The sequence below is a fragment of the Bradyrhizobium sp. 87 genome (assembly GCF_023073015.1).
GTDB classification, from domain to species: Bacteria; Pseudomonadota; Alphaproteobacteria; order Rhizobiales; family Xanthobacteraceae; genus Bradyrhizobium; species Bradyrhizobium canariense_D.
This window is the reverse complement of sequence record NZ_JADPIQ010000083.1, coordinates 71,511-90,938: the sequence shown is the minus strand read 5'-3', so window position 1 is coordinate 90,938 and position 19,428 is coordinate 71,511. Positions and strand designations below refer to the sequence as shown.

The following is a 19,428-nucleotide window of genomic DNA, read 5'->3' as shown; positions in this document are numbered from 1 at the left end:
CATCCGCGCCGCCGGGTCGGTTCCGGCCGGACGACAAACTGCTCGCGTTCCTTGAAGGGCTCTGATTATGCCGAACAGCCGCATGGCCAACACCGGGATATCCAGCCTACAACAGAGGCCATGCGGCATAATCTGGATCGCGGCATTATGCGCCAGCTCGTGGAGGGCCGTTCGATGCCAATTGATTGGTTCAAAATAGGCCTGCGGAGGCGGCACCTGCACATAGTCTTCCGTCGGCATATAGAAGGCACGGTTGCCGCCGATGCGGAAGTCGATGCCGGTCGCCTTGATCAGGTATTCCACCTGCGGCTCGATCAGGCCTGGCGGCGGAGGTGGCGCCGTTTTTGCGATCTCTGGCGGCAGGCCGTCACATTGATCGCTGTTGAAGACCGTGAAGCGCTTGAGGAACGGAATGCCCTGCGCTTCCTCACCGGTCTCATGTGCGCGGCGTTTTTCGTCCACCGGCACGAAGCGGTCGGCGTAGACGACGGTCGTGCCGCGCTCGCCCTTGCGGACGTGACCACCGAGCGACAGCGCCTGGCGGAAGGTAAGCCAGCTCTGCCCTGTAAATCCGTGTTCGGTCGCGGCACCCCAGAGAAATAAAATGTTAATGCCGCTGTATTGACGGCCGGATGCTGCGCTTTTCGGCATGGCCAAAGGCGCCTTCGCCGCCGCCGTGCCCCAAGGCTGCACCCACGGCACTCGGCCAGCCTCCAGCTCGGCGATGATCTTGTTGGTGACGTCGTCATAAAGGCTTGCCCGGTCCTCACCGGTGCGCGCCCGAAGATAGTGTCTGGACATCGCGGGTCTCCGCGACGGGGACCGCGAGCCTCTCTCGCAGCCTGTAACCCGTCATGGCAAAACCCGGCCGACACTCTGACTCTCTCCTCCTAATTGAGAGAATGCGAAATCTGTAACGCAGCCCGCCTTCCATCGTATCTTCATGGAAATTGAGTTGAGCTACCGGGGCCGGAGGCCCCACCAGGCGTGCGCCAGGGGCGTATCGCCCTATGGAAAATGGCACCCGGAGAGCGTGAGCATAGCGACCCGAAGGGGCACGCGGATCCGAGTGCAGCGACGAGACCGGTTTAATAGCGGCACCCGGGAACGGGGCAGTGATAGCGATCGCCGCAAGGCGAGCCCCTTTTCCGAGTGCCCCCAGCGAGGAGCTCCGCTATCCCTGCGCGAGGGATCGAAGCCGGATGGCCGAGACGCAGCGCGGCTCGGTTCACAAGAGCCCGTTGCGGCGCAGCCGCACGCGCAAACGGGAGAACTCGCCAGGGCTTGACCAGAGGACCTCGTTTCGTCGCGTGAATTCGTCGGCGCGTCGAAAAATACCTTAGTCCCTATTTACCCATCCCGGCGCAGTTCGGGGCATTCGGCCTTGCATTGTCCATCCGGCTCAAGCGCGTCGCGATATGCAAATATTCAGTCCTAATACGTGAGTGACAATTGAACCATTTGAACAATGGCCGGCCGAGCAGTGCTCACCCCAGCAACCATAGCCTGCTTAGTCCAACCCACACGTTCAAATTCCGACGTTCGAAAGCGATCCGAAGGCTTCGATACAAGTCTCCCATCGGACCTGTCGGATTGACTATTGACCTATCATCCAAAGCAGCTGCCTGCGGGATACCGGCCCCTGCCAACGGAGCGCCGCAACTGTTCCCCTTTTCTTTCGCGAGCGACATTGGCTTTCTTGGAGAACTACACACCAAAGGCTTCCTTTTCGCACGCCAATCCAGCCTTTTCCCGCCCGGCCGCGCTTCGCAGTAGAGGTGCAAACTCATTGGCCGTAACACTCCGCTTAATCCGCAATCCGAACTCTCGCTCCCCCGACCAGGGGCGAAGAGCAATCTGGATCGACCAGATCCCGTCTCGTTCGTCAGTGAAATCAGCACATGTTACACCACGGGCATTCAGCAGTGAGATCAAACCGCTTAGTCTCGCCGCGCACCGCACTACCTGCCCGCTACCCTCTCGCTGGAACCTGGCCCACGATGATGAGAGCGGACATGGCCGCCGCTTACCTTGACTTTGGAGACACAAGCGAACTCATGCGCGCGATCAGCCGAGGAGACGCACCCCCACCAATCGGCTTTCGCGGAACAAGGCGCCTGCGCCAGCCAGTTTGGTCGAAGGCGACTATGGATCACTTCGCAGCATCGATCGGAAAAGGAGATCTTAAGCAGGGGGAAGATCTTTTATGCCTGGTGTGATATCGCTTGGGAAGGCACCGCGTCTGCCTCGGTATTGTCGCCGCAAAATATTGGCGAAGAATAGAATAGCCTACTATTTTGAACCCCCAACCTGGGCTCGCCGACAGGGCTGCGATTTAAACCCTGAAGCTCTGGGCTGCGATTACGCAAGTGCCGTCGAGCGGGTAGAGAAAGTTCTCTTGCCGGCGTTCGACAGTTGGCACTCACGGGGTCTAAGCGACATCGCGCCGGCGACTATCGAACCCGGCACGTTCGATTGGCTCGTCGGCGTCTTCCAAGCTCACCAGAAGTGGACAGAAATCGAAAGCACTACACAGCGGCACTACACAAAAAGTCTCGCACTGTTCGCCAATCACGAGCTGAAAGATGGAAGTCGCGTTGGGTCTAAGCAGCTTTCCGATTTCACCAAGGCGTTCGTCGACGCAGTTTATCGAAAATTATTGTTCGTGACGAAAGTCGATAACAGTGGAGAGGTCGTCGTTCGCGAGCGCCGTCGCTATGTAAATATGGCTATGGCGTCCTGCCGCCGGGCTTGGTTCGTTGGTCAGCGTGCTCAAGAAAGGATCGTACCAGCGACCAATCCGTTTTCGCGGATGGGATTAAGATCTCATCCGCCTGGGCGGCCGATAGAGCCCACACCGACCGCAACTTGGGATGAACTCGTCGCCTTCAGAGCTGCCGCGAGAAGACTTGATTACCGCTCGATCGCAACAGCTGCTCTACTGTCGTGGGAGTGGCTGCAACGAGAGCAGCACGTCTTTGGCGCCTTCGACATTTCGCATTATCGCCCCATCGAGCGGCCAAATAGCGTCAGAATCGTGCATCCGAAGAATGGAGAGGAGGCCTGGTGGCCCCTAACGGACGAAACCGGCACCCCTCTCTTTCCTGAGCTTATGGAGGAACTCGACGAGATCAAGAGTACCACCCTCTCCGGTCTGGTATTCCGTCGTGATCATGCGCATCGTCAGTCGGCAATCCCGCTACCATGGATTACCCCACGCAAGGACCTCCGCTATCTCCGTAGTGTGGTAAAAACCATCATCACAGAGGCTGGCCTACGTCAGGAGCTTTCTTTTAGGTCTTTCCGACACGGAGGATTTACCGAGGGCGCCGACAGCGATCTCACGGATGCAGAGTTGCGCGCGGCTGGTCGTCATAGATCAAGTCGCCAACTGCCAACCTACGCCAAGCGTACGGCCAGGCAGTTGATCATTGCCACAAAAAAGCGTCGCGAAGAGCGGACGAGATCTCTCCTTATTCGGCTAAACGCCAATCTCCCCTCGGAATAAAGGCATGTCGGCCGATGGCAGCACGATCAATGCGCTGAAAGGATCGCCTATTTTCCCGTCCACACCGGCTTGCGCTTCTCGCTGAACGCCTTCAGCCCTTCCTTGGCATCCTCGGTCATGGCGAGCAGAGCGATCTGGCTTTCGGTGTAGGCGATGCTCTCGTCGAACGACATCGAGGCGATGGCGCGCATCGCGTATTTGCCGCGACGGATCGCGGTCGGGGATTTGTCGACGATGCGGCCGATCAGCCAGTCCACCTTGGCATCCAGCTCGGCCGTGGGCACGACGTAGTTCAGCAGGCCTGCTGCCAATGCCGCTTTCGCGTCGAACGGCTCCCCGGTCAACGCCCATTCGTTGACGAGGCGCGGTGGCGCGATCGACTGCAACAGGCTCAACACCTGCATCGGGAACACGCCGACCTTCACTTCCGGCAGGCCGAAGATGACGTGATCGGCGGCGACGGCCATGTCGGTCATGCAGAGCAGGCCCATGCCACCTGCCATGCAGACGCCACTGAGGCGCGCGATCGCGGGCTTGGTCGCGTTCTGCGACAAGCGTAGCAGATCGGCATAGTCGACATTCGGCTTCGAATGATCCATCGCGAAAGCCGCGCCGGAGTTCTGCAGGTCCGCACCGGCGCAGAACGCCTTGTCGCCCGCGCCCGTCAGCACGATGACGCGCACGTCCTTGTCGTCATGCGCGTCGCGATAGCCGCGCGTGATGCCAGCGATGACCTCGCCATTCAGCGCATTGCGTTTCTCGGGGCGGTTGATGGTGATCCAGAGCGCCTGCCCGCGCTTCTCGGTGATCACGGCTGTGGTGTCGGTCATGGCGCGCTCGCTTCCTTGGGCTCTCCGTTTTGCAGCCATTTGCGGCAGCTCGGGCCAAAGGTGCAAGGGCAATTTGCGGCGCGGCGCCGCTTTAGCGTCTCGACACAAACTGTAACACGATCGAAGGCATGTTGCGGATCAGGCCGCCACCGCTTTCCTGATCCAGACCTTGTTGTCGTGGAAAGCGGCGCCGCCGATCGGCGCGATGGTGTCCGCGCCCGTCAGCATGTTGATGCCGCGGTTACCGATATGGTTCTTGTTGGGATGAACCGACTCCGCGATCAGCACGCCCCGGCGCACGCCCTCGAACAGCGTGGCGATCAGCGCTGTCTCGCCGCGGGTGTTGCCGAGCGTCACGGCGTCGCCATGGGCGATGTCGAGCGCGGCCGCATCCAGGGGATGGATCATCACGCTCGCCTTGCCCTCGCGCGCCTGGGAGGACGGCGTCTCGTTGAAGGTGGTGTTGAGGAAGCTGCGCGACGGGCTCGTGGCAAGCCGGAACGGATGGGCCTGGTCGGAATGCTCGATCACGGCCCAATGGTCCGGCAGCGACGGCATCTTGTCGAAGTCACCCATCGTCTGGCCGAACGGCGGATGCGCCCAATCCGCTTTGAAATGGAATTTCCTGTCGGCGTGGGCGAATCCGTCGAGATAATGCGACGTGCGGAAATCCGGCTGCAGGTCGCGCCAGAGGTCGGCTTCGAGGCCGGCAATGTCGCCGTGGTCGCTGAGCTTCAGCGTCGCGTCGATCAACTCGCGCGGCGTCAGCTCGAACCCCGGATGACTGGCGCCAAGCCGCGGCGCCAGCGCCTGTAACACCTCGTGGTTGGAGCGGCATTCCCCGGGCGGGTCGATCAGCTTCGGGCCGACCGAGATGTGCTGGTGGCCGCCACCGTAATAGAGATCGTCATGTTCCATGAACATCGTCGCCGGCAGCACGATGTCGGCCATCTCAGCCGTCTCGGTCATGAACTGCTCGTGCACCGCGACGAACAGATCCTCGCGCGCAAACCCCTGCCGCACGAGTGCCTGCTCTGGCGCCACTGTCATCGGGTTGGTGTTCTGGATCAGCAGCGCCTTGACCGGACCCTTGCCGTGCAGAGCCTTGGAATCGCCGGTCAGGATGCGGCCGATCTGCGACTGGTCAAGCGCGCGGATAGCTGGGTCGATGGCGTCGTGGCCTTCGATGATGGCTTCGTTGAAGTGCCACAGCGCGTAATTGTTGAAGAAGGCGCCGCCGCCTTCATATTGCCAGGCGCCGGTCACCGCGGGAATGCAGTTCGCAGCATGCATCTGCGCCGCGCCGTTGCGCGAGCGGGTGAAGCCGTAGCCGAGCCGGAAGAAGGTCCGCTTGGTCTCGCCGACCAGTTTGGCAAAAGCCTCGATCTCCGCCGCCGGCACGCCCGAGATCGCCGACGCCCATTCGGGCGTGCGCGTCTTGAGATGCGCCTCGAGCTCGTCAGGGCAGTCGGCGTACTTGTCCATATAGGCGCGATCGGCATAGCCGTCGCGGAACAGGACATGCATCACGCCGCAAGCGAACGCGCCGTCGGTGCCGGGCCGCAGGATGATCTTGATATCCGCTTGCTTCATGGTCTCGTTGTCGTAGATGTCGACGGCCGCGATCTTGGCGCCACGCTCCTTCCGCGCCCGGGCAGCGTGCGTCATTACGTTGACCTGCGTGTTCACGGGATTGGTGCCCCAGATCACCACCAGATCGGACAGCGCCATCTCGCGCGGATCGACGCCGGCGATCTTGCCGGTGCCGATCGCGAACCCGATGCGGCCGACATTGGCGCAGATGGTCTGATAGAACCGCGAATATTTCTTCACATGGGTGAGGCGGTTGAGACCGTCGCGCATCACCAGCCCCATTGTGCCGGCGTAATAATAGGGCCAGATTGACTCCGCGCCGAATTCGCGCTCGGCCTGGTTGAAGCGATCCGCAATCTCGTCCAGCGCCTCGTCCCAGCTGATCCGCGCAAATTGGCCGGAGCCCTTCGGCCCGGCGCGGCGCATGGGATACGTCACCCGATCGGGATGATGGATACGCTCGGCATAACGGGCGACCTTGGCGCAGACCACGCCGGCCGTATAGGTCTGCTTTTTCGAACCGCGGACACGACCGATGCTGCGCCCCTCGACCACCTCGATGTCGAGGGCACAGGCCGACGGGCAATCATGCGGACAGGTCGAATGGCGGATTTCGATCTTGGCGTGCTGGTTCATGTCCAATTTGGTAACACCAAAATACCTGTCAGCCGAGGGTATTTATCCGGCAACGCCCATGCGATTTGCTCAGACCGCGTGCGCCGCCGGTTCCTGCCGCGACCGCGAAGAGCGGACCCGCCACACCGAAAACCGCCGGATATTCCAGACAACATCGGCCTTGTGAGGCGTCGACAGTCCGCCTCCCCTGCCGCTACAGTGCTTACCAAGAAGAACGACATCAGGGAGGTGGGTGTGACGGCCCGACAATTCATGCTGGCGCTGGCTGCCGGCCTGCTCAGCGCATGCTCCGTAGCACCGTCCCTGGCGCAAGACTATCCCAACCACGCGGTCCGGATCGTCGTGCCCTTCGGCGCCGGCGGGCCGGCCGATGTCGCGGCCCGGCAGATCGGCAATGCGCTCCAGGAGAGTTTTGGGCACCCCTTCGTGATCGAGAACCGCACCGGCGCGGGCGGCGTCATCGGCACGGTCGAAGCGGCGAAGTCGCCCGCCGACGGCTACACGCTGCTGATGATGTCCAACACCCAGACCGCAAACGAATCGCTGCTGACGCCGGACAAGCGCAAATACGAGCTGATGCGCGACCTCGCGCCGATCGCACCGGTGAACTCTTCCGATCTCGTCATCGTGGTGAACCCGCAAGTCGCAGCGAAGACGCTGCAGGAGTTCGTCGCCCTCGCCAAGTCGCAGCCGGGCAAATTGAACTACGCCTCGTCCGGCCAGGGCACGCCCTATCACATGGCCGGCGAGCTATTCAAAGCCATGGCCGGCATCGATCTCGTCCATGTTCCTTACCGCAACAGTGGCGAGGCGCGCAGCGGCGTGATCGGCGGGCAGGTGCAGATGATGATCGACGCGGTGCCGGCGATGGCGCCGAACATCGGCGAGAACCAGGTCCGCGCGCTCGCGACCACCGGCAAGCAGCGCTCAGCCGTGCTGCCGAACGTGCCGACAGCGATCGAGGCGGGCGTATCTGGCTATGAAGCCACGATCTGGCTCGGCCTAATGGCTCCGACCGGCACGCCGAAACCCGTAATCGACAAGCTCAATGCCGCCGTGAACGCAATGGTGAAGCGGCCCGACATCGTCAAACTCTGGACTGCGCAGGGCGCGGTGCCCATGTCGATGACGCCGGAGGAATTCGACAAGTTCCTGCGCGGCGACATCGAGAAATGGGCGGACGTGGTCAAGAAGTTCGACAAGTCCTGAGGCCGTAGCGCGACAATGCCGACCATTCAATTCCAGCTCAACGGCACGGCGGCGGCCGTGGATGCCGATCCGCATCAGACATTGCTCGATGTGCTGCGCGGCCGGCTCGGCGTCACAAGTCCGCATTTCGGCTGCGGGGCCGGCGAGTGCGGCGCCTGCCATGTCATGGTCGGTGATCGCGCGATGGCCTCCTGCGACATGCCGATGTGGTCGGTCGCCAACAAGGAGGTCGTCACGGTGGAAGGCCTCGGCACCGCGGAGCAACCGCATCCGCTGCAACGCGCCTTTATCTCCGAGCAGGCGATGCAATGCGGCTATTGCGTATCGGGAATCCTGATCAGCGCGGCGGCGCTGCTGAAGCGCAATTCGTCGCCGACGGAGGCGGAGGTGAGAACCGCGCTTGATCGCAATCTGTGCCGCTGCGGATCGCACAACCGCATGGTCCGCGCCGTGTTGCGGGCGGCCGCGGAGATGGCGACATCATGAGTGCGCCGTCCCCTGCCCCGACACTGCCGGTTAGCCTTGCGGCCAATCCAAAGCTGTCATCCTGGGTGAAGCTCGTCGGCGACGGCCGTGTGGCGATCTCGCCCGGAAAAGTCGAGATCGGCCAGGGCATCGTCACGGCCCTGGCACAGATCGCAGCCGACGAGCTCGACGTCGATATTGGCCGCATCGAGATGATCCGCGCCTCCACGGCGGCAAGCCCGAACGAGGGCGTCACCTCGGGCAGCCTTTCGATCCAGCAGTCGGGCCGCGCGCTGCGCCACGCCTGTGCCGAGGTGCGCCAGCGCTTCCTCGCCGCGGCATCCGAACGTCTCGGTGTCGATGCATCGCTGCTCGAGATCGATGACGGCACGATCTCGGGCCCCGGCAATGTCAGGACCAGCTATTGGGAGTTGGCCGGCGACGTTTCGCTCGACCGCGACGCCAATGCGGGCGCGACGGCGAAGATTGTCCCCAAGCGCACTGTGGCCGGACATTCGGTCCAGCGCGTCGACATTCCCGACAAGGTGTTGGCACGGCCGCGCTTTATCCATGACTGTCCGCTGCCGGACCTGCTGCACGGACGCGTGCTGCGGCCGGACATCTCGGGCGCCAGGCTGATCGCGCTCGACGAGACGGCGACGCGAGCCGTTCCCGGCCTCGTCGCAATCGTCCGCGACGGCGGCTTTTCCGGCGTGGTTGCCGACAGCGAGGTAGCGGCGGAAGCCGCGCTGAAAGCCTTGCGCAAGGGGGCGACATGGTCGGCCGGCGAGCCGCTGCCGGATGAAAATGATCTGGCCGGGTTCTTGAAGAGCCAGCCGGTCGAGACTGATGTCATCGACAGCAGGACCACTGCGGCAACGATAAAGGAGGCTGCTCGCACCCTCCGCCGGCAATACATCCGTCCCTACATCGCGCACGCTTCGATCGCACCGTCCTGTGCGATGGCCCGATGGGACGGCGATCGTGTCCATGTCTGGACCCACAGCCAGGGCGTCTACCTGCTGCGTGCCGACCTCGCGATCGTGCTCAAGCTGCCGGCAGAAAACATCGTGGTCGAGCACATAGAAGGCGCGGGCTGCTACGGACATAATGCCGCCGACGACGTCGCGCTGGATGCCGTGCTGCTGGCGAAGGCTGCCGGCGGCCGTCCGGTGCGGGTACAATGGTCGCGCCACGACGAGATGGCCCACGCACCGTTCGGCGCGGCGATGGCGATCGAGATCGAGGCCGATCTCGATGCGGACAACGAGATCGTCGGTTGGCGCCACGCGATCTGGAGCAACGGCCACGCGGCGCGGCCGGGGCGCGCGGCGCAGCCCGCGCTGCTCGCCGCAACCGAGATCACGAACCCCTACCGGCGCTTGATCTCGACCAATCCGCCCCCAGCCAATGGCGGCGGCGGCGACCGCAACTCCGTTCCGCTCTACGACCTCCCGTCCTGGACGGTCACGAGCCACCGGCTGCTGACGATGCCGGTGCGGACCTCGGCGCTGCGCACACTCGGCGGACAAGGCAATGTGTTCGCCATCGAGTCCCTGCTCGACGAGGTCGCCGCCCTGCGCGGCGAAGACCCGATCGCGTTCCGCTTGCGCCATCTGCGCGACGAACGCGCGAAGGACGTCATCCGGGCGGCGGCACGACGCGCGCAGTGGAAACCGGAGAAGCAGGCCGGCATCGGTCATGGCGTGGGCTTCGCCCGCTACAAGAATACGGGGGCCTATTGCGCCGCCATTGCGGAGGCCGAAGGCACTGAAGACATCCGCGTCAAGCGGCTGACGCTGGCGGTCGATGTCGGCGAGGCCATCAACCCGGACGGCGTCATCAACCAGATCGAGGGCGGCGCGATCCAGGCGACGAGCTGGGTGCTGAAGGAGCGCGTCCGCTTCGACCGCACGCGCGTCACATCGACGTCCTGGACCGACTATCCGATCCTCACCTTCAGCGAGGTGCCAATGGTGGATGTCGAGATCGTGCAGCGGCCGGAGATCGAGCCCGTCGGCGCCGGCGAGGCCGCCCACGGCCCGGTGACGGCCGCGATCGCAAATGCCGTTTACGATTCCCTCGGCGTGCGCGTGCGCGACCTGCCGATCACCCGCGACAAGATCATTGCAGCCATGGAGCTGGCATCGTGACGACACTGAGCATTTTGAGCGGAGGCGCGGCGCAAGGCCTGGTGCGCGGCCTCAGCGATCCCTTCAAGACGCAGACCGGCTTCGGCATCGACGGCAAGTTCGGCGCGGTCGGCATCATGGCCGACAAGCTGCGCGCGGGGACGGCGGCCGATCTGGTGATCCTGACGCAGGCGCTGCTTGCAAAGCTTGCCGAAGAGCAGCTCGTCAGTCCCGCCTCGATCTCGGATGTCGGGCGAGTCGAAACCGCGCTGGCGGTCCGCAGCCGCGATCCCAGGGTGACAGTGAAGACTGAAGCCGATCTGCGCGAAGTATTGCGCAGCGCCGATGCGATCTACGTCCCGGACACGAAAGCCTCGACCGCCGGACAGCATGTCGCAAAGGTCCTGGATCAGCTCGGCATCGCCTACGAGGTCGCCTCGCACCTCAAGATCTTTTCCAACGGCGCGACCGCGATGCGGGAGCTTGCGGCATCCAGCGCCGCGCATCCGATCGGCTGCACCCAGGCCACCGAAATCATCGCGACCGACGGCATCGCACTGTCAGGAGCGCTGCCGCCGGGCTGCGAGCTCGTGACGATGTACACGGCCGGCGTGACCACGCGGGCCGCACATCCGCAAGAGGCGGCCGCGCTGATCGCGTTGCTGACCGGCGCAAACCGCAAGGGGCTTCGCCAGCGCGCCGGCTTCACCGGGTAGGTAAGCGCCCTACGTGTGCAACTGGGTGAGGCCGGTCGGCGGCCCGTCGACGGCAGTCCAGCCGCCATCGACGAACAGCGTGCTGCCGCTGACATAGCTCGCGGCGTCCGAGGCGAGATAGGCGACGGCGGTCGCGACCTCGTCGGCGCTGCTCCAGCGGTTGAACACGGTGTGGCCGGCATAGAGATTGTAGATGTCGGGACGCTGCTTGAACGGGCCGGTCAGCGCGGTCTCGGCGATGCTCGGCGCGATCGCGTTAACGCGCACGCCGGAGCGTCCAACCTCGGAAGCAAAGCCCTTCACCAGCAGGCCGATCGCCGCCTTGGTCGAGCCGTAGACGCCGAGGCCCGGCTCGATCGTCACCGCCCGCACTGAGGAGCAGGCAATGATGCTGCCGCCCTTCTGCTCGACCATGATGCGGCCGAAGGCCTGGAAGAACCAGACCGTGCCCTTGATATTGAGGTTGAGGACGCGGTCGAGATCCTCCTCGGTGTAATCGAGGATGGTCTTGCGGATATTGAGCCCGGGCGTCGTCACCGCGATGTCGAGCCGCGAAAATTTCTGCATCACGGTCTTGGCCAGCGCATTGACGTCCGCAGCGCTCGCGGCGTCACACCCAGCCGCTTCGGCCCAGCCGCCCTTCTCACGAATGCCGGCGGCAGTTGCTTCGGCGGCGTCAAGCGCACGATCGGCGCAGACGACACGGGCGCCGAGCCCAGCCAGCGCCTCGGCCGACGACTTGCCGATGCCGGAGGCGGCGCCGAGCACCACGGCCGTCTTGCCGGTGAGATCGAAGAGCTTGCGATAGTCAGTCACGGATAGATTCTCCTGTATTGCTGCTATCCCTTGTAGCCCATCAGCAGGCGCGGCAGCCACAGCGAGAAGGCGGGGACGTAGGTCACGAACATTAGAGCTGCGATCAGGGCGGCGTAGAACGGCAGGATGGTGCGCATCACCGCGCCCACCGAGATGCCGCCGATGGCGCAGCCCACGAACTGCGTGGTCCCGACCGGCGGGGTGTTCAGCCCGAGCGCGCAGTTGATCAGCATCAACATACCGAACTGCACCGGATCCATGCCCGCCTTCATCGCGATCGGCAGGAAGATCGGCGTGCAGATCAGGATGGTCGCCGCCATGTCCATGAACGTGCCCAGCACGAACAGGATGACGTTGATGAGCAGGAAGATGACCCAGGGCTGCGTCGAGACCTTGCTCATCATCTCGCCGGCGAAGTCGGCGACCTCATAAAGCCCCATCAAATACTGGAACATGGTGGAGACGCCGATCAGCAGCAGCACCACGCCCGTGGTCTTCACCGCCTTGGCCGCGGCGCGCAGGAAGTTCGGCAAGGTCATGGTGCGGTAGATGAAGAACGTCAGCAGGATCGTGTAGGTGACCGCGACGGCTGCGGATTCGGTGGCCGTGAACACGCCGGACAGGATGCCCGCCAGGATGATCCCGACGATCAGAAGGCCGGGCAGAGCGGCTGCGAGCGAGCGAAAAACCGCGGGCCAGCCCGGGAACTTGCCGGCCGGATAGCCTCGCTTCACCGCGACCGCGTAAGCGGCGACCAGCATGCACACCATCAGCACCAGGGCCGGCAGGAGGCCGGCGGCGATCAGCGCGCCGATCGAGACCTTGCCGCCGGCGGCGAGCGCATAGATGATCATGTTGTGACTGGTCGGCATCAGTGCTCCGACCAGCGAGGCATGGGTGGTGACGTTGACGGCGTAGTCGGTGTCGAAACCTTCCTTCTTCATCATGGGGATCATCACCGCCCCCATCGCCGACACGTCGGCCACGGGCGAGCCGGAGACGCCGCCGAACAGCGTGCAGGCGACCACGTTCGACATGCCGAGCCCGCCGCGGATGTGTCCGACGAGATTCTTGGCAAGCTGCACGATCTTGTCGGCGACGCCGCCATGCAGCATCAGCTCACCGCTGAAGACGAAGAACGGGATGGCGAGGAAGGAGAAGATGTTCATCCCCGACATCATCTGCTGGAAGATGACCGCGACCGGCAGGCCTTCGTAGAGGATGGTGCAAATCGCCGAGAGGCCGATCGCGAAGGCGACCGGGACGCCGAGGACCAGGAAGCCGAAGAAAGTGGCGCCGAGGATGATCAGTTCCATGAGGGGACGACCTCTTCGCCGCGCAGGAGAGCGATGATGTGCTCGATTGAAAAGGAGACGATGAGGACGCCGGAGGCGATCAGCGGCACGTAGCGGATGACTTCGGGCAGCCCGAGATTGGGGATCTTCACGGTTCCGACCGAGGCTCCGAGGATCCAGCCGTTATAGGCCATCGCGACGCCGAAGCCGGCGACCAGGACGTGGATGACAAGCTCGATCTTCTCCCGCGCGCGATCCGGCAGCATCACCAGCAAACTGTCCATGCCGATATGCCCGGCATCGCGCACGCCGACGGCGGCGCCGATCAACGTGACATACAGGATCAGAACCAACGCAAGGTTCTCCGTCCAGGTCGGGCTGGAATTGAGCACGTAGCGTCCGAACACCTGGTAGAAGACGATGGTGACGATGACGAGCAGCCCGGTCACCGACAGATACATCCCTAGCCGAGCGACGGGAGCATTGATCCGGGACAGCAAGCCGGTGGACGGGCGTCCGGCTACGTCCAGTTCGTGGTCTGCGACGTGAGGGTCTGTCATCCAAGTCTCCTTGCAAGTCTCCTTGCGCGCATCCAATGCGTCGGTCAGGCGTCGCCAGTCGGCAACGCCGGACCGATGCTATGGCCTTACTTCGTGTCCTGGATACGCTTGACGAGGCTCTTCAGCTTCTCGTCACCCGCGAACTTGTCGTACACCGGCTTCATCGCGTCGACGAATTCCGCCTTGTTGGCGATCGTCACGACTTGAACGCCGGCCGCTTCGACCGTCTTGCGGGAGGCCTGCTCGCGTTCGTCCCAGAGCTTGCGCATGACGGGCACCGATTCCTTGGCCGCCTTGCGGACCATCGCCTGGTCCTCCTTGCTCAGCGTGTCCCAGACCGTCTTGGACATCACGAGAACTTCGGGCGCCAGGGAGTGCTCGGTGACGTTGTAGAACTTGGCGGCCTCGAAGTGGCGCGAGGACTCGTAAGAGGGCCAGTTGTTCTCGGCAGCGTCCACCAGACCGGTCTTGAGAGCGGTATAGACCTCGCCATAGGGCATCGGGGTCGGATTGGCCCCGAGGCTCTGGATCATGCCGACCCACAGGTCAGATTGCTGGACGCGAATCTTCAGACCCTTGACGTCCGCAAGCGACTTTATCGGTGCCTTGACGGTGTAGATGGACCGGGCGCCGCTGTCATAATAGGCGAGGCCGATCAGGCCTGCGGGCGCCATGGACGCCAGGATCTCGTCGCCGATTGGCCCGTCAAGGACGGTGCGCATGTGCTGCGTGTCCCGGAAGATGAAGGGCAGGCACAACGCGATTGTTTCCGGCACGAAGTTGTTCAAGGGCGATGCGTTGATCCGCATCATGTCGAGTGCGCCGATCTTGAGCTGCTCGATGGTGTCCTTCTCGGAGCCCAGCGCACCGTTGGGGAACACCTTCACGCCAAGCTTGCCGCCGCTCGCCGCTGCGAGCTGCTTGCCCATGAACTTGACGGCCTCGACGGTCGGATAATCGGCGGGATGGATGTCGGCGGAACGGAAATCGCGTGCGGTCGCCAAGGGGGCTGAGACCGCCAGCAGAGCGGCTGCGACGATGCCGGTGAGTATCTTCATCTGGGCTTCCTCCTGAGGTGATTATATCGTTGGGCAGATGCTGCGGGCCGCCTTGGGTCGCTCCACTTCCGGTGTGAAGTCAAGCGCCATCGTCGTCCCTAGGGCGCGCGGCATTCTCTGTCCAAGCCAAATCCGGCATCGATCAATGCTAGAGTTGCATCGATGGATCAGACCGGCTTTGGGCAGACAGCCGGCTCCTCGTCCAGTTTTTCCGAAATCATATGTCGTCTGACGCTGCAAGCGTTCATGCGCGTTGCTTGACGCCGCCGGTGCGGTCCTCTCAAGATGCTGCGAAGCAAAAGGGACATCCCGAGGAATGCCTATGCCGCGGAAGCTGATCGACATCTCCGTGCCGCTCAGAAACGACGTGACGGCGGATCCGCCGGGCAATCACCCGACGATCCAGTACATCGATCACCAGCAGGGCCTGCCGCGGATGCTGCAGTTCTTCGACGGCCTCACGGCACAGGATCTGCCGGACGGCCAGGGCTGGGCCGTCGAGCAGGTCTCGCTGTCGACCCATAACGGCACGCATCTCGATGCGCCCTGGCACTTCCATCCGACCATGAATCGCGGCGAGCGGTCATGGACGATCGACGAGGTCCCGCTGGAATGGTGTTTTCAGCCCGGCGTGAAGCTCGACTTCCGGCATCTGCCCGACGGCTACGTGGCGAGCGCCGACGACGTCGAGAAGGAGTTGAGGCGGATCGGGCATGCGCTGTCGCCGCTGGAGATCGTCGTCGTCAACACCGGCGCCGGCGCCAGGTTCGGCCAAGCCGATTATGTCAACTCAGGCTGCGGCATGGGCTACGAGGCCACCATGTATCTGCTCGACCGCGGCGTGCGGCTGACCGGCACCGACGGCTGGAGCTGGGACGCACCGTTCGTCCACACCGCGAAGAAATATGCCGAAACGAAAGATGCCGGCCTGATCTGGGAGGGCCACAAGGCGGGGCGGCACATCGGCTATTGCCACCTCGAGAAGCTGCACAATCTCGACCAGCTGCCTTCGACCGGGTTCACCGTCTCGTGCTTTCCGGTGAAGATCGAGCGGGCCTCCGCGGGCTGGACCCGCGCCGTCGCGATCATCGACAGCTAGCTGTCGAGCCCGCTCTCGGCGAGTTCGCGCAAGGCATTAATGTCGAGCACGACGATGGCGCCGTGCTCGAGGCGAACCCAGTTGCGGCCCGCCCAGGCGCGCAATTGCTTGTTGATGCTCTCGCGCGTCATCCCCACCATCTCGCTGATCTCCTGCTGCGTGATGGCGAGCGTGCCGCTGCCGGAGTCGAACTTGCGCTCTTCGGTGAGGCCGAGCAGCGCGCTCGCAAGCCGGCCCGGCAGATTTTGCAGGATCACCTGCTCGACCTGCTGACTGGTCCAGCGCAGGCGCGCGCAGAGCAGCTCGATGAATTTCATTGCGAGCGCCGGCTGGCTCTTCACGAACGGCAGGAAGTCCCGGCGATCGATGATGTAGAGCTCGCAATTGGTGTTGGCGGTCGCATCGGCCGACCTGGGGGCGCCGTCGAGCACCGCGATCTCGCCGAAGATCTCTCCGGGACCGATCAGATTGAGAATGGCGTTACGGCCGTCGGGCGACGACGAGGAAATCTTCACCGTCCCTGTGATCACCGCGAACAGATTGTTGCCGGGATCGCCCTTGGCGGCGATCGTCGCGCCGCGCTTCACCGTGGTGTGCTTGGCGTAACGGCAGAGCTGATCCAGCGCCTCCGGCTCCAGATCCGCAAAGATCGGGTGCTTGCGCAGGACCGATAATTTATTCCCCGCCGCTTGTCGGGGGTCGTCGCCGGTCTTGTCCTGAGGCACGCCACTGGGCTCCTAAGACTGCGAGGCACTGGGGTCCCTGCGTAGTCAGTGTAGCCCAGTTTTTCAACCGGAAAGCATGCGCCCTATTTGAGGCAAACGCGGCGAAAATGCCGCGGTCAGGCGTGAAGCCGGCAGCCGAAGGATGAGCCAACGCGTCCCAGTCGATGCAGAGTTGCAAGTGCGGCACGCCACCTTGCGTTGAGGCGCTGCCAAGCGTCCCGAACTCGCACGGCATAGCCCGCCCCGCGGGCGCCGCAGGATGGGACGGTGATCTCAGAAGCTTCGACGCTTGACGTCCGACTCGGGCCGGCCTGCACTGGTTTGCCGGTCTGCCCAGACCAGAGCCCCGGCGAAGGTGACAAAGATTGCCACGACAATGGTGCTCATAAGCAACGCGTCAGCCGGCATGATGCTCTCCCCTGTGGTTTTGAGCATTATTCGGGGCACCCGGCCGAATGCATTGATCCCGATCAAAATCGAGCCGCGCTGCGTTGGAATCAGGCTGCGGCCAAGGCCTCGACCTTCGCCGGATCGAGCAGGCTGATCCCGCCATGAATGATCTCGATCACGCCGTGGCGCTCCAGCTTGGTGAAGGTGCGGCTGACGGTCTCGATGGTCAGGCCGAGGTAGTCGGCGATGTCCTGGCGGCTCATTGGAAGCGGAACCGTGTCCAACGCCCGCTTCAGGGAGACCAGCCGCTCGCGCCAGCCGAGCAGAAAGGCCGCAACCTTTTCGTCCGCCGAACGGCGGCCGAGCAGGACCATGTGGTCCCGGGCCTGGCTCAGCTCGCGAATCGCCAGCTCGTTGATCCGCCTGAGGAGATGCGGCCGGTCCTCGATGAAACGGCCGAAGGGTGACTTCGCGAACTGGCATACGGTCACCGCGCCGATCGCATCGGCCGAAAAGTTGTGCCTGCCAGAAATATTCATCCCCAGGAAATCGCCGGGCAAGGCAAAGCCCACGATCTGCCGGCGGCCGTCGGGCAGCAGCTTGTACAGCCGCATGACGCCCTCGAGGAGATTGTAGAACGAGGTCGTGATGTCCTCCTCGGAGAACACAGTCTCGCCTGAGGAAAAATGGACCCGCCGGCCGAGATGCTCGAATTCCCGAAGCTCGGCTGCATCCAAAGACGAACAGACCGCTGATGCGCGGACGGCGCAATCGCTGCAGAGCTGCCAGTTCAGCTCAATCGTGACTACGGGCTTCATCGACCGCTCCAAGCGCCGGCTGCCCATCAGGCCCATCCCGCCGCGCAGCTGCATTTTACTGCAGTGCGCCAAAGCCGGTTGACCCAGATCAATTTTGGAGGGAATCCCCGCCCTATTCTTCTCCCAGACTTAAACGGGGTCACTTTACATGCTGCAAGGAATGCTGCGTCACGGCTTGATCGGGTTGCTTCTGATGACGCCTGTCCTGGCTGCCCCGACGGCCGAACAACGCGGCAAGGCCTTTGCGCGAGCCAATTGCGCGCGCTGCCACGCGATCGACCGTGCGTCGAACAGTCCGCTCAAGATCGCACCGCCGCTGCGGACCCTGCACCAGCGCTATCCCATCGAGAGCCTTGGGGAGGCGCTGGCCGAGGGCATCAACACCGGCCACGCCGACATGCCGGCCTTCGAGCTCAGTCCGGACCAGATCCACGATCTCCTGTCCTACCTCAAGACCCTGGAATAGCCGGCGTCACACCGCCTGCACCGTCCAGCCGATCAGCTCCTTCGCGATGCGCGTGAAGGCCGTATCGAACGCTGCGACCGCCATGGCCGGCACAATCTTGTCGAGTTTTTCGCTGGTCTCGACGAGACGCGAGGCGATCACCTTGCCGTTCTTGTCGACGATCCGCGCCGACAGCCCGATCTCGACCCGCGTCTCCCCCTCGGTGGCAATGCGGAAGCGCCTGATGTCGATCAGCAGCTGATAGTCCGCCTGCCCGAGATCGGCCGTGCGCAACGGCGCGTGGGCGATGTCGTAGTTCTCGAAACTGTCGATCAGACGCGCCTGTATCAGCTTGGGAATGCTGTCGGCCCAGAGGAAGTCCGCAAAGCCCGGATTATCGCCGCCCGGCGCGAACAGCATGCGCTGGGTCTGGAGCATGGCGACCGCTGTCGGCTCGGGGATGGCCAGTGACGCCGAGAGCGTCTTGCCGCCCGGACCGAGGTTCTGCGGCGTGCGCAGATCATAGGTGACTTTCTGCGCCGGCGTTCCGCCGCCGGTCATCTTCTCCAGGCCCGCCAAAATGCCGTCGATCTTGCCGGTGTTGCGCGCAAGCCCGTCGGAGAAGGTCTTGAGATTGGCGATGGTGTCCTTCAGCGGGCCCGAATTGTCCTCCAGCACGGTGTCGACCCGCCGCAGTGCATCGCGCGCGGCCTGCGTCATGCTCTGGCCCGCACCGGCCTCGGCAATCAAGGTCGGGGGCTCGCCGGATTTAGTGACGATGACGCCTCCCTCCAGCGTCACCACCGGCACGCCGGTCAGCCCCTGGAAATCGAGCCCGACCCTGCTGTCGGCACGCACCGGCGTGGTTGAAGCAACCGAGATCGTCGCATTGACAAAGCGTGGATTGTCCGGCGCAAGCCCGAGCTCGGTGACCTCGCCGACGCGGATGCCGTTGAACAGCACGCCGGCGCCGACCAGAAGACCGGGCACCGGGCCCTGGAATTGCACGTGATAGCTGGTGCGCGGCCCGATCCCGCCGGTGTTGTTCAGCCAATAGACGAAGCCGAACACCGCGAGGATCGCGGCCAGGACAAAACTGCCGATCAGCACGTAGGGAGCGCGGGTTTCCATGT

General features: G+C 63.5%; 18 protein-coding genes. 7 read left to right on the top strand and 11 right to left on the bottom strand.

Going from position 1 to position 19,428, the window contains the following annotated elements; all coding sequences use genetic code 11:
* A partial coding sequence (locus tag IVB50_RS19610; protein WP_247297032.1) for an ArdC-like ssDNA-binding domain-containing protein occupies positions 1-801 on the bottom strand: 801 nt, incomplete at its 3' end.
* Positions 802-2,398: 1,597 nt separating this feature from the next.
* Here IVB50_RS19610 and IVB50_RS19605 point away from each other — a divergent pair.
* The gene (locus tag IVB50_RS19605; protein WP_247297031.1) at positions 2,399-3,508 is read left to right on the top strand and encodes a hypothetical protein; all 1,110 of its coding nucleotides are present in this window, start codon (positions 2,399-2,401) and stop codon (positions 3,506-3,508) included.
* Positions 3,509-3,555: 47 nt separating this feature from the next.
* Here IVB50_RS19605 and IVB50_RS19600 read toward each other — a convergent pair whose 3' ends face one another.
* Together IVB50_RS19600 and IVB50_RS19595 are read right to left on the bottom strand one after the other, a co-directional pair.
* Positions 3,556-4,338: an enoyl-CoA hydratase/isomerase family protein gene (locus IVB50_RS19600; RefSeq protein ID WP_247297028.1), complete on the bottom strand. Its 783-nt coding sequence runs from the start codon at positions 4,336-4,338 to the stop codon at positions 3,556-3,558.
* Positions 4,339-4,476: 138 nt separating this feature from the next.
* A complete protein-coding gene (locus IVB50_RS19595; RefSeq protein WP_247297025.1) occupies positions 4,477-6,567 on the bottom strand; it encodes a molybdopterin-dependent oxidoreductase in 2,091 nt (696 codons plus the stop codon).
* Between the two features lie 252 nt (positions 6,568-6,819).
* Here IVB50_RS19595 and IVB50_RS19590 point away from each other — a divergent pair, with 252 nt between their 5' ends.
* The 4 genes from IVB50_RS19590 to IVB50_RS19575 are packed head-to-tail and all read left to right on the top strand — an operon-like array spanning position 6,820 to position 11,089.
* Positions 6,820-7,776 carry a tripartite tricarboxylate transporter substrate binding protein gene (locus tag IVB50_RS19590; protein ID WP_018454801.1) on the top strand — a complete coding sequence of 319 codons (957 nt, stop codon included), beginning with the start codon at positions 6,820-6,822 and terminating at the stop codon, positions 7,774-7,776.
* A gap of 15 nt (positions 7,777-7,791) precedes the next feature.
* Positions 7,792-8,262: a (2Fe-2S)-binding protein gene (locus tag IVB50_RS19585; RefSeq protein WP_018454802.1), complete on the top strand. Its 471-nt coding sequence runs from the start codon at positions 7,792-7,794 to the stop codon at positions 8,260-8,262.
* On the top strand, positions 8,259-10,394 hold the full coding sequence (locus tag IVB50_RS19580) for a molybdopterin cofactor-binding domain-containing protein (RefSeq protein ID WP_247297024.1): 2,136 nt from the start codon (positions 8,259-8,261) through the stop codon (positions 10,392-10,394). Before IVB50_RS19585 ends, IVB50_RS19580 begins: the two co-directional genes overlap by 4 nt.
* Positions 10,391-11,089 carry a substrate-binding domain-containing protein gene (locus IVB50_RS19575; protein ID WP_247297022.1) on the top strand — a complete coding sequence of 233 codons (699 nt, stop codon included), beginning with the start codon at positions 10,391-10,393 and terminating at the stop codon, positions 11,087-11,089. Before IVB50_RS19580 ends, IVB50_RS19575 begins: the two co-directional genes overlap by 4 nt.
* Positions 11,090-11,098: 9 nt before the next feature.
* Here the strand turns inward: IVB50_RS19575 and IVB50_RS19570 are convergent, their stop codons facing one another.
* The 4 genes from IVB50_RS19570 to IVB50_RS19555 form a co-directional block, all read right to left on the bottom strand.
* The gene (locus IVB50_RS19570) at positions 11,099-11,905 is read right to left on the bottom strand and encodes an SDR family oxidoreductase (protein ID WP_247297020.1); all 807 of its coding nucleotides are present in this window, start codon (positions 11,903-11,905) and stop codon (positions 11,099-11,101) included.
* Positions 11,906-11,928: 23 nt separating this feature from the next.
* Positions 11,929-13,221 (bottom strand): TRAP transporter large permease, encoded by a 1,293-nt coding sequence (locus IVB50_RS19565; RefSeq protein WP_247297019.1) that lies wholly within the window; start codon positions 13,219-13,221, stop codon positions 11,929-11,931.
* Entirely contained in the window at positions 13,212-13,760 is a 549-nt protein-coding gene (locus IVB50_RS19560; protein WP_026232817.1) for a TRAP transporter small permease, read from the bottom strand. The genes IVB50_RS19565 and IVB50_RS19560 overlap by 10 nt, the downstream gene beginning before the upstream one ends.
* Before the next feature lie 86 nt (positions 13,761-13,846).
* Positions 13,847-14,818, bottom strand: coding sequence for a TRAP transporter substrate-binding protein (locus tag IVB50_RS19555; RefSeq protein ID WP_247297018.1), 972 nt, complete (start codon positions 14,816-14,818; stop codon positions 13,847-13,849).
* Between the two features lie 322 nt (positions 14,819-15,140).
* Here IVB50_RS19555 and IVB50_RS19550 point away from each other — a divergent pair, with 322 nt between their 5' ends.
* Positions 15,141-15,917, top strand: a complete 777-nt coding sequence (locus IVB50_RS19550) for a cyclase family protein (protein WP_247297017.1) — start codon at positions 15,141-15,143, stop codon at positions 15,915-15,917.
* On the opposite strand, the gene IVB50_RS19545 is transcribed toward IVB50_RS19550, so the two are convergent.
* From IVB50_RS19545 to IVB50_RS19540, 3 genes are all read right to left on the bottom strand, one after another.
* Positions 15,914-16,642: a Crp/Fnr family transcriptional regulator gene (locus IVB50_RS19545; RefSeq protein ID WP_018454810.1), complete on the bottom strand. Its 729-nt coding sequence runs from the start codon at positions 16,640-16,642 to the stop codon at positions 15,914-15,916. The genes IVB50_RS19550 and IVB50_RS19545 overlap by 4 nt on opposite strands.
* A gap of 273 nt (positions 16,643-16,915) precedes the next feature.
* The gene (locus IVB50_RS42450) at positions 16,916-17,050 is read right to left on the bottom strand and encodes a hypothetical protein (RefSeq protein WP_256464733.1); all 135 of its coding nucleotides are present in this window, start codon (positions 17,048-17,050) and stop codon (positions 16,916-16,918) included.
* An 89-nt stretch (positions 17,051-17,139) separates the two neighbouring features.
* Entirely contained in the window at positions 17,140-17,850 is a 711-nt protein-coding gene (locus IVB50_RS19540) for a helix-turn-helix domain-containing protein (protein WP_247297016.1), read from the bottom strand.
* Positions 17,851-17,998: 148 nt separating this feature from the next.
* Between IVB50_RS19540 and IVB50_RS19535 the strand changes: the two genes are divergently transcribed.
* A complete protein-coding gene (locus IVB50_RS19535) occupies positions 17,999-18,316 on the top strand; it encodes a cytochrome c (RefSeq protein WP_247297015.1) in 318 nt (105 codons plus the stop codon).
* 6 nt (positions 18,317-18,322) lie between these two features.
* Here IVB50_RS19535 and IVB50_RS19530 read toward each other — a convergent pair whose 3' ends face one another.
* Complete coding sequence (locus IVB50_RS19530) at positions 18,323-19,426, bottom strand: MlaD family protein (RefSeq protein WP_247297014.1); 1,104 nt, start codon at positions 19,424-19,426, stop codon at positions 18,323-18,325.
* Positions 19,427-19,428 lie beyond the last annotated feature (2 nt).